Origin of the sequence: Streptomyces sp. NPDC058683 (assembly GCF_042716195.1) — a bacterium.
Taxonomy (GTDB): Bacteria; Actinomycetota; Actinomycetes; order Streptomycetales; family Streptomycetaceae; genus Streptomyces.
This window is the reverse complement of record NZ_JBHXSK010000031.1, coordinates 90929-104669: the sequence shown is the minus strand read 5'-3', so window position 1 is coordinate 104669 and position 13741 is coordinate 90929. Positions and strand designations below refer to the sequence as shown.

Annotated in this window: 15 protein-coding genes and 3 pseudogenes; 15 read left to right on the top strand and 3 right to left on the bottom strand. The window is 67.6% G+C overall.

The features are described 5' to 3' along the window. Positions 1-203: 203 nt before the first annotated feature. The 14 genes and pseudogenes from ACFWXC_RS31085 to ACFWXC_RS31020 all read left to right on the top strand — a co-directional run bounded on the left by ACFWXC_RS31085 (position 204) and on the right by ACFWXC_RS31020 (position 11275). A complete protein-coding gene (locus ACFWXC_RS31085) occupies positions 204-1223 on the top strand; it encodes a sugar ABC transporter substrate-binding protein (protein WP_384483605.1) in 1020 nt (339 codons plus the stop codon). Continuing rightward, positions 1223-2299 (top strand): ABC transporter permease, encoded by a 1077-nt coding sequence (locus tag ACFWXC_RS31080; RefSeq protein WP_384483603.1) that lies wholly within the window; start codon positions 1223-1225, stop codon positions 2297-2299. The genes ACFWXC_RS31085 and ACFWXC_RS31080 overlap by 1 nt, the downstream gene beginning before the upstream one ends. Positions 2300-2304: 5 nt before the next feature. Next, positions 2305-3192: an ATP-binding cassette domain-containing protein gene (locus ACFWXC_RS31075; protein ID WP_384483601.1), complete on the top strand. Its 888-nt coding sequence runs from the start codon at positions 2305-2307 to the stop codon at positions 3190-3192. An 89-nt stretch (positions 3193-3281) separates the two neighbouring features. Then, the gene (locus ACFWXC_RS31070) at positions 3282-4139 is read left to right on the top strand and encodes a sugar phosphate isomerase/epimerase family protein (protein WP_384483599.1); all 858 of its coding nucleotides are present in this window, start codon (positions 3282-3284) and stop codon (positions 4137-4139) included. Between the two features lie 208 nt (positions 4140-4347). Continuing rightward, a pseudogene (locus tag ACFWXC_RS31065) lies at positions 4348-4590 on the top strand (aldolase); the annotation flags it as partial. Then, positions 4491-4832, top strand: a pseudogene (locus tag ACFWXC_RS31060) (5-deoxy-glucuronate isomerase); the annotation flags it as partial. The pseudogenes ACFWXC_RS31065 and ACFWXC_RS31060, both read left to right, overlap by 100 nt. Before the next feature lie 232 nt (positions 4833-5064). Further along, positions 5065-5385 (top strand): annotated as a pseudogene (locus tag ACFWXC_RS31055) (aldehyde dehydrogenase family protein); the annotation flags it as partial. A gap of 23 nt (positions 5386-5408) precedes the next feature. After that, on the top strand, positions 5409-6605 hold the full coding sequence (locus tag ACFWXC_RS31050; RefSeq protein WP_384483683.1) for a Gfo/Idh/MocA family protein: 1197 nt from the start codon (positions 5409-5411) through the stop codon (positions 6603-6605). Between the two features lie 29 nt (positions 6606-6634). After that, on the top strand, positions 6635-7633 hold the full coding sequence (locus ACFWXC_RS31045; RefSeq protein ID WP_384483597.1) for a sugar phosphate isomerase/epimerase family protein: 999 nt from the start codon (positions 6635-6637) through the stop codon (positions 7631-7633). Positions 7634-8013: 380 nt separating this feature from the next. Then, positions 8014-8250 carry a TetR family transcriptional regulator gene (locus ACFWXC_RS31040; RefSeq protein WP_384483681.1) on the top strand — a complete coding sequence of 79 codons (237 nt, stop codon included), beginning with the start codon at positions 8014-8016 and terminating at the stop codon, positions 8248-8250. 709 nt (positions 8251-8959) lie between these two features. Beyond that, the gene (locus ACFWXC_RS31035; protein WP_075026644.1) at positions 8960-9463 is read left to right on the top strand and encodes a GNAT family N-acetyltransferase; all 504 of its coding nucleotides are present in this window, start codon (positions 8960-8962) and stop codon (positions 9461-9463) included. Between the two features lie 242 nt (positions 9464-9705). Beyond that, positions 9706-10251, top strand: coding sequence for a transposase (locus ACFWXC_RS31030; protein ID WP_384483595.1), 546 nt, complete (start codon positions 9706-9708; stop codon positions 10249-10251). Between the two features lie 201 nt (positions 10252-10452). Further along, on the top strand, positions 10453-10806 hold the full coding sequence (locus ACFWXC_RS31025; RefSeq protein WP_384483593.1) for a hypothetical protein: 354 nt from the start codon (positions 10453-10455) through the stop codon (positions 10804-10806). Positions 10807-10846: 40 nt separating this feature from the next. Then, positions 10847-11275, top strand: a complete 429-nt coding sequence (locus tag ACFWXC_RS31020; RefSeq protein WP_384483591.1) for a hypothetical protein — start codon at positions 10847-10849, stop codon at positions 11273-11275. Positions 11276-11298: 23 nt separating this feature from the next. Here ACFWXC_RS31020 and ACFWXC_RS31015 read toward each other — a convergent pair whose 3' ends face one another. The 3 genes from ACFWXC_RS31015 to ACFWXC_RS31005 form a co-directional block, all read right to left on the bottom strand. After that, positions 11299-11511: a hypothetical protein gene (locus ACFWXC_RS31015; RefSeq protein WP_217554672.1), complete on the bottom strand. Its 213-nt coding sequence runs from the start codon at positions 11509-11511 to the stop codon at positions 11299-11301. 174 nt (positions 11512-11685) lie between these two features. Further along, positions 11686-12033, bottom strand: coding sequence for a DUF5133 domain-containing protein (locus ACFWXC_RS31010; RefSeq protein ID WP_384483589.1), 348 nt, complete (start codon positions 12031-12033; stop codon positions 11686-11688). Continuing rightward, on the bottom strand, positions 11987-12226 hold the full coding sequence (locus tag ACFWXC_RS31005; protein ID WP_384483587.1) for an Hsp20/alpha crystallin family protein: 240 nt from the start codon (positions 12224-12226) through the stop codon (positions 11987-11989). Before ACFWXC_RS31005 ends, ACFWXC_RS31010 begins: the two co-directional genes overlap by 47 nt. A gap of 473 nt (positions 12227-12699) precedes the next feature. On the opposite strand from ACFWXC_RS31005, the gene ACFWXC_RS31000 reads away from it, so the two are divergent. Continuing rightward, entirely contained in the window at positions 12700-13539 is an 840-nt protein-coding gene (locus tag ACFWXC_RS31000; protein WP_384483679.1) for a VOC family protein, read from the top strand. Positions 13540-13741: the final 202 nt, after the last annotated feature.

Genomic DNA, 13741 nt, shown 5'->3' with positions numbered 1-13741 from the left:
GGCGATTCGCCCGTGATCGGCGGCGATACGCGCTCACCGTCGACGCTGCCCATAAGGCGGACAAGCGGTCGCTGGCGGTACGTCCGGCCACCACAGCTCCATGTGAGCCCACTCCGGTCCTTCAGCCCGACCCCGGCCCATCAAGCAGTCGCGGACCCACCGCACTGCTAGCTCTTTCAGTCGCACAGCGAGGTGCACGAACCATGAGCCGTACATCCCTTCCCCGCTCCCGCAGAATCGCCCCCGTCGTGGCCGTCGCCGCCACGGCCGCCCTCACCCTCGCAGGCTGCTCCAGCAGCTCCGGTGGCAAGAAGTCCGACGAGTCCGCGGGCAACGTCTCCGCGGGCAAGGCGACCACACCCCGTATGACGATCGCGATGGTCACCCACGCACCCTCCGGCGACACCTTCTGGGACACCATCCGCAAGGGCGCCGAGGCCGCCGCGGCCAAGGACAACGTCAACCTCATCTACTCCAACGACGAGACCGCCGCCGACCAGGCCAACCTGGTGCAGAACGCGATCGACCAGAAGGTCGACGGCATCGCGGTCACCCTCGCCAAGCCCGACGCCATGAAGGCCGTCGTCGCCAAGGCCGAGCAGGCCGGCATCCCGGTTGTGGGCTTCAACGCCGGGCTGAGCGACTGGAAGAAGCAGAGCCTGCTGTCCTTCTTCGGGCAGGACGAGTCCGTCTCCGGGCAGGCGCTGGGCACCAAGCTCAACTCCACCGGCGCCAAGCACGCGTTGTGTGTCATCCAGGCCCAGGGCGACGTCAACCTCGAACAGCGCTGCGCCGGCGTGAAGAAGGCCTTCAGCGGCAAGACCGACATCCTCTACGTCAACGGCACGGACATGCCGTCGGTGAAGTCGACGATCACCGCCAAGCTCACCCAGGACAAGTCCATCGACGAGGTGGTCACTCTCGGGGCACCCTTCGCGCTGACGGCGGTGCAGTCGCTGTCCGACGCGGGGAGCAAGGCGAAGGTCGCCACCTTCGACCTCAACAAGGACCTCATCTCCGCGATCGAAAAGGGCAGCATCCAGTTCGCCGTCGACCAACAGCCCTATCTCCAGGGCTACTTGGCGGTCGACTCCCTGTGGCTCTACAAGACGAACGGCAACTACAGCGGCGGCGGGGAGCAGCCCGTCCTGACCGGCCCGGCCTTCGTTGACAAGACCAACGTCGACGCGGTCGCGAAGTTCGCCGCGAAGGGCACTCGGTGATGAGTACGACCCAACAGGCTGAGCCGGCGGTGACCTCACCGCCGGGCCCCGACCCCAAGGCAACCGACGGCCGGACCGCCGAACGGCCTTTGGTGGTACAGCTGTTGGCGCGTCCCGAGGTAGGTGTCTTCCTCGGCGCGGCTGCCGTGTACGCGTTCTTCCTGATCGCCGCTCCGCCGGTGCGTGAAGGCGCCTCGATGGCGAACATCCTCTACGGATCGTCGACGATCGGGATCATGGCCCTGCCGGTCGCCCTTCTGATGATCGGCGGGGAGTTCGACCTGTCCGCCGGTGTCGCCGTCATCACCTCCGCGCTGACGGCGGCCATGCTCAGCTACCAGCTCACCATGAACGTATGGGTCGGTGTGATCGTCGCTCTGGCGGTGTCACTGGGGATCGGATTCCTCAACGGCTGGCTGGTGGTCACGACCGGTCTGCCGAGCTTCCTGGTCACCCTGGGTAGCTTCCTGATCCTTCAGGGCGTCAACCTGGCCGTCACCAAGCTGGTGACCGGGAACGTGGCCACCGACGACATCAGCAACATGGACGGCTTCGACCAAGCCAAGAAGGTCTTCGCGTCGTCGTTCGACGTTGGCGGCGTCCAGGTGAAGATCACGATCGTGTGGTGGCTGGTGTTCGCTGCCGTCGCGACCTGGGTGCTGCTGCGCGCGAAGTACGGCAACTGGATCTTCGCGGTCGGCGGCAACAAGGACAGTGCGCGGGCCGTCGGCGTGCCCGTGGCGTTCACGAAGATCTCACTGTTCATGCTGGTCGGCTTCGGTGCCTGGTTCGTCGGCATGCACCAGTTGTTCTCCTTCAACACCGTGCAGTCCGGCGAGGGCGTCGGCCAGGAACTCATCTACATCTCCGCGGCCGTCATCGGCGGCTGTCTACTCACCGGCGGCGCCGGCTCCGCGATCGGCCCGGTGTTCGGGGCGTTCATGTTCGGCATGGTCCAGCAGGGCATCGTCTACGCCGGCTGGAATCCCGACTGGTTCAAGGCGTTCCTGGGCGTGATGCTGCTCGGCGCCGTCCTCATCAATCTGTGGGTCCAGCGCACCGCGACCCGGAGGTGAACCCAGTGATCACCACTCACCCGACCACTTTCGCCGACACTGCAACGGACAACAGTGTCCCGGTAGTTGAGCTGCAGAACACGGGCAAGTCCTACGGCAACGTCCGTGCCCTGCACGGCGTCGACCTCGCCGTCCGCCCGGGCCAGGTCACCTGCGTTCTCGGCGACAACGGCGCGGGCAAGTCCACGCTGATCAAAATCATCTCCGGGCTGCACCAGCACACCGAGGGCGAGTTTCTCGTCGACGGCGAACCGGTGCACTTCACCACCCCCCGCCAGGCACTCGACCGCGGTATCGCGACCGTCTACCAGGACCTGGCCGTCGTGCCGTTGATGCCGGTGTGGCGCAACTTCTTCCTCGGCTCCGAGATGACCAAGGGCCCCTGGCTCGCGCGCCGGCTCGACATCGAGAAGATGAAGAAGACCGCCGACGAGGAACTCCGCAACATGGGCATCGTCCTGGACGATCTCGACCAGCCCATCGTCACCCTCTCCGGCGGCCAGCGCCAGTGCGTCGCCATCGCCCGCGCCGTCTACTTCGGCGCCCGCGTCCTGATCCTGGACGAGCCGACCGCCGCCCTGGGCGTCAAGCAGTCCGGCATCGTCCTCAAGTACGTAGCCGCGGCCCGTGACCGCGGCCTGGGCGTCATCTTCATCACCCACAACCCACACCACGCCTACATGGTCGGCGACCACTTCAGCGTGCTGCGGCTGGGCACGATGGAACTCTCCGCCGAGCGCAGCGAGATCACCCTCGAAGAGCTCACCAACCACATGGCGGGCGGTACCGAACTCGCGGCACTCAAGCACGAGTTGTCCCAGGTCCGCGGCGTCGACGTCAACGAGCTGCTCGAGGCCGAGGACATCACGCCCTCGGCCGAAACCGCCGGCTGACGGCGACAGCAGGACAACAGCTGTACCCCGTGCGGGCGGACAGCGGCATCAGACGCACCCTCGCTCCCCTATACCGAAGGCATTCCCTCATGAAAATCGCCCTCGACCCGTACATGATCCGTCATGTCCCGCTGCTCGACCTGCCCGGTGTGGTAGCCGAGTTGGGCTACGAGTGGATCGAGCTCTCACCCCGAGAGGATTTCATCCCCTTCTTCCGGCACCCCCGGGTGGACGACGCCACCGTACGCAAATTCCGCAAGGCGCTGAAGGTGGCCGGCGTCAGGATCTCCTCCCTGCTCCCGCTGTTCCGCTGGTCGGGTCCCGACGAGGACGCCCGGCAGGCCGCCGTACGCTACTGGAAGCGCTCGATCCGGATCGCCGCCGAGCTGGGCGTGGACAGCATGATCTCGGAGTTCAACGGCCGGCCCGAGGAAGCGGACCGCAGCGAGGCCCAGTTCTGGAAGTCGATGGACGAACTCCTCCCCCTCTTCGAACAGGAGGGCATCCGGCTGGCCCTGGAACCGCACCCGGACGACTTCATCGAGGACGGCCACCAGGCGGTCGATTTCATCAGGGGCATCAACCACCCGAGCGTCAGCTTCCTCTACTGCGCCCCGCACACCTTCCACGTCGGTGACGACGCCCCCGGCATCATCCGGCACGCGGGCGATCTGCTCACCCATGTCCACCTGGCCGACGCGTTCGACCACACCGCGTCCTCCGGCAATCGCTACATCCTCAACCCGCCCGGCACCACCGCCCGGATCCACCAGCATCTCGACATGGGCGACGGCGAGGTCGATTTCGGCGAACTGTTCCAAGCCCTACGGGAGAACGACTTCGACGGCACCCTGACCGCATGCGTCTTCGCCTGGGAGGAACGGGCCAAGGAGTCCTCGCTGTTCATGCGCGCGAAGATCGACGAGTACCTCGCCGCATCGTCGTAACAAACCATTGACATGACATCTCAGCGCAGGGGCAGTACTCCGCCGTAAGCGCTTTTAAAGCGCTTTAAGTCGATCGCCCCGGGCGCCCCGGAGAGAAGGGAATCGCGAAATGCCTTTGGAATCGTTCACCATGGGCCGTGTGGGAGTGGACGCGTATCCGCTCCAGACCGGCGTGGGCCTGGCCGAGGTCACCTCGTTCGGCAAGTACCTGGGCGACCGTCACCTCATCGCCATGGTCGAGCCGTTCCTCTCCACCTGGCAGGACGGGAGGATACGCAACGACCTCACGACGGACGCCGTCGCCAAGTCATTCCCCATCGCCTCGGGCCTGGGCCACCGCACCGCCTACACGTGGCTGAAGCCGCCCGTCGTGGACGGCATGGAACGCGTGCCAGCCGCCTCGACCCTCCCGGCGCTGCTGTTGGGCAGCGAGGTCAAGGACGCCGAGGCGGTCAGCACAGCGGTGAACCGGCTGTGAGCGACGCAAGCAAGTACCACCTGTCGAAGGGCGGTGCGCCCGACGCCCCCTGCGACCTCCTGGTCGGTCCCGAGTCGGCGGGCCGGGGATACTCCGGCTTCAGGATCCTGACCCTGAAGTCGGGCGAGGTACACGTCCTGTCCACCGGAGACTCAGAGTTCCTGGTCCTGCCGCTGACGGGCTCCTGCGCCGTCACCTCGGACGGCTGGGCCTTCGAACTCACCGGCCGGACAAGCGTGTTCGCCTCGGCCACCGACTTCGCGTATCTGCCTAGCGTCGGAGGCCCTTGTCAGCAGTGCGAACGGTGGGACGTTCGCACTGCCCTCCGCCCGTACCGAGCGGAGCTCACTCTCCGCTCGGTACGGGCCCAAGGAGAACGTGCCCGTCGAGCTGCGCGGCGCCGGAGCAGATTCCCGGCAGGTCAACAACTACTGTCTGCCGGGCACCGTCGACACGTTCGACGAGGCCATCGCCGTGATCAACGCCAACCCGTACGGCAACGGAACCGCCCTGTTCACCGCCTCCGGCGAGGCCGCGCGCCGATTCCAGCGCAACGTCAAGGTCGGGATGATCGGCGTCAACATACCGGTGCCCGTGCCGATGTCGTACTACTCCCTCTGCAGCTGGAAGGACTCCCTGGTCGGCGACTCCCCCGTCCACGGCCCCGAGGGTATCCGCTTCTACACCCGGTCCAAGGTCGTCACCACCCGCTGGCCACAGCCCGCCCAGCAGCACACGGCCGCCTTCGACTTCCCCGCCCCCAGCTGACCTCACTTCTCAAGGGACACCTCATGACCTCGTCCGCCAAGCCCTTGTCCGTCGCGGTGATCGGAGCCGGTATGGCCGGCCGCAGCCATGCCACCGGATACCGCAACGTCAACACCGTCTTCGGCCCGGGTCTCCCGCCGGTACGACTGGCCGCGGTAGCCGACGCCAACACCGCGCTCGCCGAAGACGCCGCCCGCCGCTACGGCTTCGAGAAGGCACTGCCGAGCTGGGAGGCCGTCGCCGAGGACCCGACGATCGACGCCGTCAGCATCGTCGTGGGAAACTCGCTGCACCGGCCGATTGCCGAGGCGCTAGTCGCCGCCGGGAAGCATGTGCTGTGCGAGAAGCCGCTGGCCGGTTCGCTCGAAGACGCCCGTGCGTTGGCCGAGTTGGAGCGGTCCGCCGATGTCGTCACCGCCGTCGGATACACCTTCCGCCGCGCCCCCGGCATCGCCGCGATCCGCGACCATGTGCGGCGCGGCGAACTGGGTGACCTCACCCTGTTCAGCGGACGCTACTGGTGCGACTACGCCACCGACCCCAAGGGCCCACTGAGCTGGCGTTTCAAGGGGGGTGCCGGCTCCGGCGCCCTCGGGGACGTCGGCTCGCACGTCATCGACGCCGCCGAGTACGTCGCCGGACCCATCACCTCGGTCTCTGGTGCCGCGCTGTCCACCCAGATCCCCAAGCGACCGCTGCCGCTGGGCGCGGTCGTCGGGCACAACGCCGTTCCCGTCTCCGACGAGTTCGGCGAGGTGGAGAACGAGGACACCGCCTCCTTCACGGCCCGTTTCGAGTCCGGGCTCGTCGGTTCCTTCTCCGTCACCCGCACCGGCTTCGGCCTGCCCAACGGGCTCGCGTTCGATGTCCTCGGAGTCGGCGGACGGGCCGCGTTCGACCAGCACCGGCCGGCCGAGTACCTCTTCGACGACGCCCAGCCCGAGGCCCGTACCCGCGGTGCCCGACAGATCATCGCCGGACCCCAACTGCCGTACTTCGCGGGCGGGGTGCCGATGGAGGCGCCGGGTGTGGGCGCGAGCAACGCCGACAACTTCACCTACCAGGCTCGTGCGTTCCTGGACCAGGTCGCGGGGGTCGCCAAACCACTGCCGACCTGCGCCACGTTCGCCGAGGGACTGCGGACCATGGAAATCATCCGCGCGATCGTCGAGTCCTCGCGGGCTGGCGGCGCCGCCGTCACGGTCCCGCCCGCCGTCTGACCACCCGCACACATCCAAGGAGCACCCGCATGTCCCTCAAGCTCGGTGCCTACACCGCCTGCCTGCACGACCGCCCCCTCGCCGAGGCCCTCGACATGCTCAAGGAGAATGGCCTGAACTCCGTCGAGGTCAACACCGGCGGGTTCATCCCCTCCCCGCACTGCCCGGTCGACCTGCTGCTGTCCTCGGCGACCGCACGCGAGGAGTACCTGGCGACATTCGCCGACCGCGGGATGGAACTAACCGGCCTCAACTGCAACGGCAATCCCCTCAACCCACTCCCCGGGGTCGGCCCCAAGCACGCCGACGACCTGCGCCGCACCATCCGCCTCGCGGGACTGCTCGGCGTGCGGCACGTGGTCACCATGTCCGGCACACCGGGCTCCGACCCGGACGCCAAGTACCCCTCCTGGGTGGTGAATCCGTGGGACGGCGTCTACATGGACGTCCTGGACTACCAGTGGGGTGTGGCGGTCGAGTTCTGGAAGGAGATCGACGCGCTGGCCCGGCAGAACGACGTCCGCGTCGCCATCGAGATGCACCCCCACAACCTCGTCTTCTCCCCCATCACCCTGAAGCGGCTCGTCGACGCGACCGGCGCGACCAACATCGGTGCGGAGATGGACCCTTCGCACCTCATGTGGCAGGGCATGGACATCGTCGCCTCGATCAAGTGGCTGGGCCCGCTGGTGTTCCACGCCGCCGCCAAGGACGCGACGCTCTGCCCCGGCGCCGACATCCGCGGTGTGCTGGACACGTCGTTCACCCGCGTGCCCGCCGAGGCATCCGACAAGGTGCTCACCGGCTACGGCTTCTGGTGCAACTCCTGGCCCGAGAACCCGGCGTGGAAGTTCGTCGCCGTCGGTGTCGGTCACGATATCGCGTACTGGACCGAGTTCCTGCGCGCCCTCACCGAGGTCGACCCGGACATGGCCGTGAACATCGAGCACGAGGACGCCGCGTACTCCCAGACCGAGGGGCTCGCCCTGGCAGCGAAGAACCTGCACGCTGCCGCAGCCGCCGTCTAGCGCGAACGCCCCGGCATCGCAACGGGACCGACCCGGCCGGGTCGGTCCACCGTCCGCGACCAACTCGACAAGGTCGACACCGAAGACCGAAGAGGGATCTCGTCTTCTGCTCGGCGCTCACGCACCAACGCGTGGCCCTGTTCCACGGTCCAACCGCCGCTCACCACCGGACGGTTGTTCAGGTCCTGGAGTGAACGGCCAGAGGACCGAGTGGCCACTGGCGAGCGTCCGTCGTCTAACCCACGGCCTCTCGGCCCTCTGGTGAACACCGCCGCCATGCAAACGGGGAGTCGACCATGTGCAGAGGCACACAGCGCAACCGCGGGCAACTCATCAAACCCGCCATCGAGTTGTTCTAGAACTCATCGACCCCGGTCAGCCTGACCGAGATCGCCAAGCACGCCGAGGTATCCACCGCGACGGCCTACCGGCACTTCTCTTCCGCCGAGGACGTCCTGCACGCCTTCCGCGTCCAAGTCAGCTTCACGCTAAGGGACTTCAGCGCCACGCGGACCACCGTGGCATGCAGCGCCTCGAAGCAGTGTCCCGACACCGGGTGTCGCTCGTCAAACATGGCGGAGCGATGGTGCAGATGCGCTCGCACCACGGCTACCTAGTGCCGCATCAGGCAACGTTCGCCCTGTCGTGGGCTGGCGGTGTCAGCGCCTTCCGAAGAACATCCGAACAGCCCGCCACATCAGCACAGGGCAAAGGTGGCGAGGTTTGTTCGTGCTGGTCAGCGCGCTGTCCCGCGTCGTACGCGGCCGCTCATTCCAGTACGACGGGGGCCCTGCGGACGGTTGTGAACGGGTCCAGATGGCTCTGAATGAGACGGAAGCTGAGACGGATCCGCGGCGGGCGCTGTCGTAAATGATCAACCCGCACCTTGTTGTGCTGAGGGCTTGCCAAGTGTGCAGTCTCCGACTGACACCACTCTTGGGGCGGAACTGGCTCGCCAAGAGTGGGCGGTGATCCATGATTGGAGTGTGGCTAGGGGGATGGGTGGGCGCCGCGATCGGCGTGTGTGGCTGTGGACAGGTGCGGCCGGGTTCTTCGCGATCGGCCTCAGCCTGTTCTTTGTGGGGCGGACACTGGTCGGCGGCGAGCCCCACTCCCCCTCAGACGTAGCAACCCTGCTAGGGCTCCCGGCGACTGTGGTCGGACTCTTCCTGAGAAGCCGTTGCCATACCGATCATGGAGTCTGTCGATCGAACGGGAGTCTCGATCGGGTGATCGCGGGCACTGCCCGGCATGAGAGCAGGGCCTGGCGGTATACGGGGGAAATCCAGGGGAGCGGAGGGCCGCGCGCTGCTACGGTCGGGCGCTATGAGCTGGCTCCCCGATGACTTCGTCCATCCCGTCCTGGTACCGCTGCCGGGCAGTGGTCATCACCTGCGGCCGATCCGGGAGGCGGACACCCCGCTCGACTATCCGGCTGTGATGGGTTCGCGCGAGCGGCTGTGGACCATCTTCGGCCCAGCCTGGGGCTGGCCCGCGGCCACCATGACCTACGAGGCCGACCAGGCCGACCTGTTGCGGCACGAGAAGGAGATCGCCGCACACCAGTCTTTCAACTACGCGCTGTTCGACGCGGCGGAGACAGCTCTGCTCGGCTGCGTCTACATCGACCCACCGGAGAGGGCCGGCGCGGACGGCGAGATCTCCTGGTGGGTGGTGGACGAGCTGGTGGGCAGCAAGGTCGAGCAGGCCCTCGACGAGCTGGTGCCGCAGTGGATCGCCGCCGACTGGCCGTTCGAGCAGCCGCGCTTCCTCGGCCGCGAGATCTCCTGGTCGGACTGGCTCGCCCTGCCGGAGCACCCCGACGCGTAAGTAGCTTTTGTCGTAATGCTCTGGGGACTTGGTGCTCGAACGGCCGTCTCGACTGGGTGGTCGTCGGGTGCTCGGCGCATGCGAGGAGGGCCTCCTGAACAGCTCGCTGGTGTCGAATCACCGAGCATCAGGAGGCCCTGGTGTCGCAGTCTTGCGTGGGTACTCGGGAGTGTGACTGTCTGGCTCACCGGTTCGGAAACGCTGCCGACAATCGCCTGCGAGAGCGTCGGTATCCGAGCGACATGACGGACGCAGAGTGGGTGGTGGTGCGGCCGCTGCTGCCGGTGCCGGGTTGGATGCAGGGCCAGGGCGGGCAGCCGGAAGCGTACTGCCACCGGGCGATGCTGGACGCGATCGGCTATCTCGTGGACAACGGCATCCAGTGGCGGGCGATGCCGGCCGACTTCCCGCCGTGGGACCGGGTCTATGCGTTCTTCCGCCGCTGGCGCGATCGCGGCCTGGTCCGGGAGTTCCATGACCGGGTGCGCGGGCAGGTCCGTGAGAGGGCAGGGCACGATGCCCTGCCGACGGCTGGGGTGATTGATTCGCAATCGGTCAAGGCGGATGCCGTGGTCGGCGCCGGCACCCGTGGCTTCGACGGCGGCAAGCTGGTCAACGGACGCAAGCGGCACGTCGTGGTCGACACCCTCGGCCTGCTGCTGGGCGTGATGGCACCGCTGCCGATGTGGGTGATCGCGCCGCTGCCCACATCCTGCTGGAACAGGTGGCTGCCGCTCACCATCGCCTGGCCCTGGTCTGGGCCGACGGCGGCTACACCGGCAGTCTGATCGAGCACTGCCTGGCCGCGTTCGCCCTGGTCCTGGCGATCGTCAAGCGCAGCGAGAACATGAGAGGAACGACGAGGTCCGCGGCACCGATTGCGCCTGAGTGGCGATCGCGGTGCGACGGAGAATCCCCTGTGGTGTCGGCAGGGGCTGGATCGCCGGTGTGCCCTGTACTGCACCGTGCGCGGCAGACGTCCCCATGAAATGGCCGAATCCGGTCCCGGCGGTACCGACGGTGTGGCGGGCGGCAAATCGCGGTTCGATGACATCTACGACCGTCCTGACCCCCGCGCGTACTTCCAGCGGCTCGCCCTGCTTGAGTACGAGATCCCGCACCATGCCCAGCCGGTCTTCCGGCAGGTGGCAACCGACCGGGCCGCGATCGACGACGGCCACCCCGGCAGGCTGGCGATGCTGGACGTGTGCTGCTCGTACGGGATCAATGCCGCGCTGCTCAACCACGACGTCACGCTGGCGGAGATGTACGAGCGGTACACCTCCCCTGCTTGCCAGACGAAGTCGAGGTCAGAGCTCGCCGCATGGGACAAGGAGTTCTGACGCAGTCCCTGTCTTCGGCCTGGACGTCGCGGCACCCGCCGTGCAGTACGCACTCGAGGTGGGACTGCTGGACGCCGCCTTCACCGATGACCTGGAACAGAGCCCACCCAGCCCCGGTCTGAGGCGCGCGCTCGCCGAGGGCGGCCTCATCACGCTGACAGACGGCGGCAGCTATATCACCGCTCGCACATTCAGGGCACTGCTGGACAGGGCCAGAAGGCCGGTGTGGGTCAGCGCGTTCGTTCTGCGGACCGTGTCGTACCACCCGATCGTCCGGGCACTGGCCGTGCACGGTCTGAGCACCGCCGTCGATGTCTCCCACACCTATCCGCAGCGTCTCTTCACCGACGAGCGGGAACAGCGGTATGCGATCGAGGCGGTACGGGCGCTGGGAGGCGATCCCGCAGGGCGCGAGAAGGACGGTCGTTTCCACAGCCTGCACTACGAGTCCCGGCCCCATACGCGGTGACAGTCAGGCGACCCAGGAGAGGCTCACTGCGCGCAGCCGACGTCCAGTACTTCGATCACCTCTCCGTGGACCGTGTAGACGAGCCAGCACCACTCACCGAACGCTGCCGCCAGGTCCGGGGCCCGCATCTTCGCGTCCTCGGTGACCGCGTCGATGAGCGCCATGATCTCCGCGTGCATCTCGTCCGGCACATCGAAGAGCACGCTGGCGGCGGGTTGAACCAGTTCGACTCGCATGACGCCCCCGCAGACGGGCAAGCAGGACACCAAGTGAAGCGGCGTACACCGCTCGGCTCGATGACCGAATAAAATCCCTCACGCCCACCATAAATCCACTGCTTGCCGCGCGAGGCGGCACCCGCGGGTACTGCCTGGGTGCCGACGGAACGAGCGGTCGGCCGCGGTGCGGCGTCAACGGATGACAGTGCGCGCGTGCCCGCCCCGGCGCCTGCCGTGCCCGGTCGAGGCCCGGGCGAGAAGGCTCTCCGCCTGTGCCACGGCGTCTTCGGCGTTGCGTAGTCCCATGAGGACGCAGAGTGTGTAGGCGGCATCCTCGAGCCGGCGGTAGCTGAGCGAGCTCAGCGGATCCCGCAGCAGACCGTTACGCGCGAAGCGCAGCAGCAGCGGTCCTGACGTGGGGCAACAGCATGCGGTCGCACCACGTACAGGGCCGCACTGACCTCCTCCGCCTTGGCACGATGGGCAGCAGGGTCTAGTACTCGAAACGGCCGGCGCGGCGGGTGGTTCGACGCACGACACCTACACACTCCCGCTCCTTGTACTCCCCGCTGATGCGCAGCTCCCGCTCGCTCATCTCGATGTCGTCCCGCCTGATCCCGGGCAATTCCGCCTCGAGAACATACGCGTCGCCGGTCTCTGGCATGTCCACCGCAGGAGACCAGGCCAGTGCGGCGGCAGGTACGGCGGCGGCGCCCTGCAGTAGCCGGTTCATGCGCTCGACCAGCTCCTCGAACTCGGCGGCGATCGGTCTCACCCCGGCCGAAGCCGGCGAAGGACCTGTCCAGCAGGCTGCCGGGCCGGTACCGTACGGGCGACGTCATCACGGTTCACCTCCGGAGAGTGGGCCATACGGGTCGCCCTCCACGGTGCGCGTCTCCGCAGAAGCGGGCGACTCGACCCCGTTCACACCGTCCTCATCGCCGGCAATGCCCAGGCGCCCCATGAACGCGGGCTCGCTGCGCGCCAGGACACGCTGGAGCTGCACCCGCAACTCCGTGTACTGCACACCCATGCCATATCGCTGTGCTGCCACGGCAGAACCAACGAATTGCGCCTGGGGAGCGAAGTAGGCCGGACGGGTGGAGCCGCGCACGCGCCGCAACAGACATGCAGGACCACAACTCTGGTCGGACACTGGGGGGCAAAGCAGTGGCTGACGGCGTACGAACCCAGGGCGCGATGGCTATGAACCACGGCACCACACACTCCTCCGGTGCGACGGATGCCGTCTCCACACGTTCCGTGTTCGGCGCGCCGTGCTGGGTGAGTCTGAGCAGCCGCGACCTCGAAGCCACGCAGGACTTCTACGGGGCCGTACTGGGCTGGCGGTGGCGCACCGCCAGACTCGGCGACCGTTTCCGGACCGCACTGGCGGACGGGGTACCCGTCGCGGGGGTCACGGAGATGGCTACCGCGTGGCAGATGGCCGTGGCCTGGACGCCGTACTTCGCCGTGGCGAACGCGGACGAGGCGGTCGCCCGCTTCCGGGAGCGCGGCGGGACCGTGGCAGTGGGGCCGATCTCCTTCCCTTCCGGAAGGGCGGCGCTGCTCGCGGACCGCGACGGGGCCCGCTTCGGGGTGTGGCAGGGGAAACTCGTCACCGAGTGGGAGGCGTGGCGGCAGGCAGCGCCGACGTTCATCACCCTGCACACCCGTGACGCCTTCGACGCGGCCATCTTCTACGGCGAGGCCCTCGACTGGGCCTCGGACCTGCCCGGCTGCTGCGAGGTCGAGTACGCGGGAGGCGAAGTACTGCTGCGCAGCCGGGGCGACGTCGTGGCCCGCATCGAGTCAGGCTCGGTGGAGACGCCACCCGACCCTTCGGTCCGGCCGCACTGGCAGGTCCACTTCACCGTTGCCGACGTGGGACCGTGCATCCGGGCGGCGGGGAAGCATGGCGGCAGTGTCTTGGCGGAGGGCCGACGGGAGGCAGCGCTGCGCGACCCCGACGGCGCCCAGTTCACGGTGACCTCACGTCGGCAGTACCGGCAAGGCGGAGCCACCGGATCAAGGGCCTCCCAGTGACCGGGGACAAGGTCGTGATCGGCATGACCAGCGAAGCGGACATGGCCCGTAACGTCACCGATGACCAGCTCGCCGAATTCGTCCAGCGGGTATGACCGTCATCCGACCCGCACCGAGCCCACCACCCGCCACCCGCCACCCGCCACCCGCCACCCGCCACCCGCACGGTCGTATCACCCACCAGGGCGAGAAGGCACAGCGA

What these genes read in the sequence shown, in the direction of transcription:
- ACFWXC_RS31085 (WP_384483605.1), top strand. Translation starts at nt 204, where the DNA reads ATGAGCCGTACATCCCTTCCCCGCTCCCGCAGAATCGCCCCCGTCGTG.
- ACFWXC_RS31080 (WP_384483603.1), top strand. Translation starts at nt 1,223, where the DNA reads ATGAGTACGACCCAACAGGCTGAGCCGGCGGTGACCTCACCGCCGGGC.
- ACFWXC_RS31070 (WP_384483599.1), top strand. Translation starts at nt 3,282, where the DNA reads ATGAAAATCGCCCTCGACCCGTACATGATCCGTCATGTCCCGCTGCTC.
- ACFWXC_RS31050 (WP_384483683.1), top strand. Translation starts at nt 5,409, where the DNA reads ATGACCTCGTCCGCCAAGCCCTTGTCCGTCGCGGTGATCGGAGCCGGT.
- ACFWXC_RS31045 (WP_384483597.1), top strand. Translation starts at nt 6,635, where the DNA reads ATGTCCCTCAAGCTCGGTGCCTACACCGCCTGCCTGCACGACCGCCCC.
- ACFWXC_RS31035 (WP_075026644.1), top strand. Translation starts at nt 8,960, where the DNA reads ATGAGCTGGCTCCCCGATGACTTCGTCCATCCCGTCCTGGTACCGCTG.
- ACFWXC_RS31030 (WP_384483595.1), top strand. Translation starts at nt 9,706, where the DNA reads ATGACGGACGCAGAGTGGGTGGTGGTGCGGCCGCTGCTGCCGGTGCCG.
- ACFWXC_RS31025 (WP_384483593.1), top strand. Translation starts at nt 10,453, where the DNA reads ATGGCCGAATCCGGTCCCGGCGGTACCGACGGTGTGGCGGGCGGCAAA.
- ACFWXC_RS31015 (WP_217554672.1), bottom strand. Translation starts at nt 11,511, where the DNA reads ATGCGAGTCGAACTGGTTCAACCCGCCGCCAGCGTGCTCTTCGATGTG.
- ACFWXC_RS31005 (WP_384483587.1), bottom strand. Translation starts at nt 12,226, where the DNA reads ATGAACCGGCTACTGCAGGGCGCCGCCGCCGTACCTGCCGCCGCACTG.
- ACFWXC_RS31000 (WP_384483679.1), top strand. Translation starts at nt 12,700, where the DNA reads ATGAACCACGGCACCACACACTCCTCCGGTGCGACGGATGCCGTCTCC.